We start from the raw sequence: 715 nt of genomic DNA on the forward strand, positions 1-715 counted from the left end.
GCGGTGAACACCGGGAATTCACTGGTCTTGACCAGCTCGGCCACGTCGACCAGCTCCAGCGCGATGCGCAGGTCCGGCTTGTCCGACCCATAGCGACGCATCGCCTCGGCCCAGGTCATGCGCGGGAAGCTGGCGGCCAGCTCCACGTCGACCACTTCCTTGAAGATGGCGCGGATCATGCTTTCCACGAAGTCCTGCACGTCCTGTTCGCGGACGAAGGCGAACTCCATGTCCAGCTGGGTGAATTCCAGCTGGCGGTCGGCACGCAGGGCTTCGTCGCGGAAGCAGCGCGCGATCTGGTAGTAGCGGTCGAAGCCGGCCACCATCAGGATCTGCTTGAACAGCTGCGGGCTCTGCGGCAGGGCGTAGAACTCGCCCGGGTGCATGCGCGCGGGCACCAGGAAGTCGCGCGCGCCTTCCGGGGTGGCCTTGGTCAGGATCGGGGTTTCGATGTCCTGGAAGCCGGTGGCGTCCAGGTGGCGGCGCAGCGCCTGCACCAGCTTGATGCGGGTGCGCTGCATGCGCTGCATTTCCGGACGGCGCAGGTCCAGGTAGCGGTACGTCAGGCGGGTTTCCTCGCCCGGGTTCTCGTGGGCGTGGAACGGCAGCGGCTCGGCCTTGTTGAGGACAGTGATGGCCGTGGCGATCACTTCCACCTTGCCGGTGCGGATCTTGTCGTTGACCGAATGGCGCGCGCGCACCACGCCTTCCACCT

1 protein-coding gene is annotated in these 715 nt (G+C 66.4%); it reads right to left on the reverse strand.

All coding sequences use genetic code 11. From position 1 onward, the window contains the following. On the reverse strand, positions 1–701 hold a 701-nt coding region (locus ACXJKJ_RS30570; RefSeq protein ID WP_457395203.1), incomplete at its 3' end, for an amino acid--tRNA ligase-related protein. Positions 702–715 lie beyond the last annotated feature (14 nt).

The sequence above is a fragment of the Roseateles sp. P5_E1 genome (assembly GCF_054049335.1).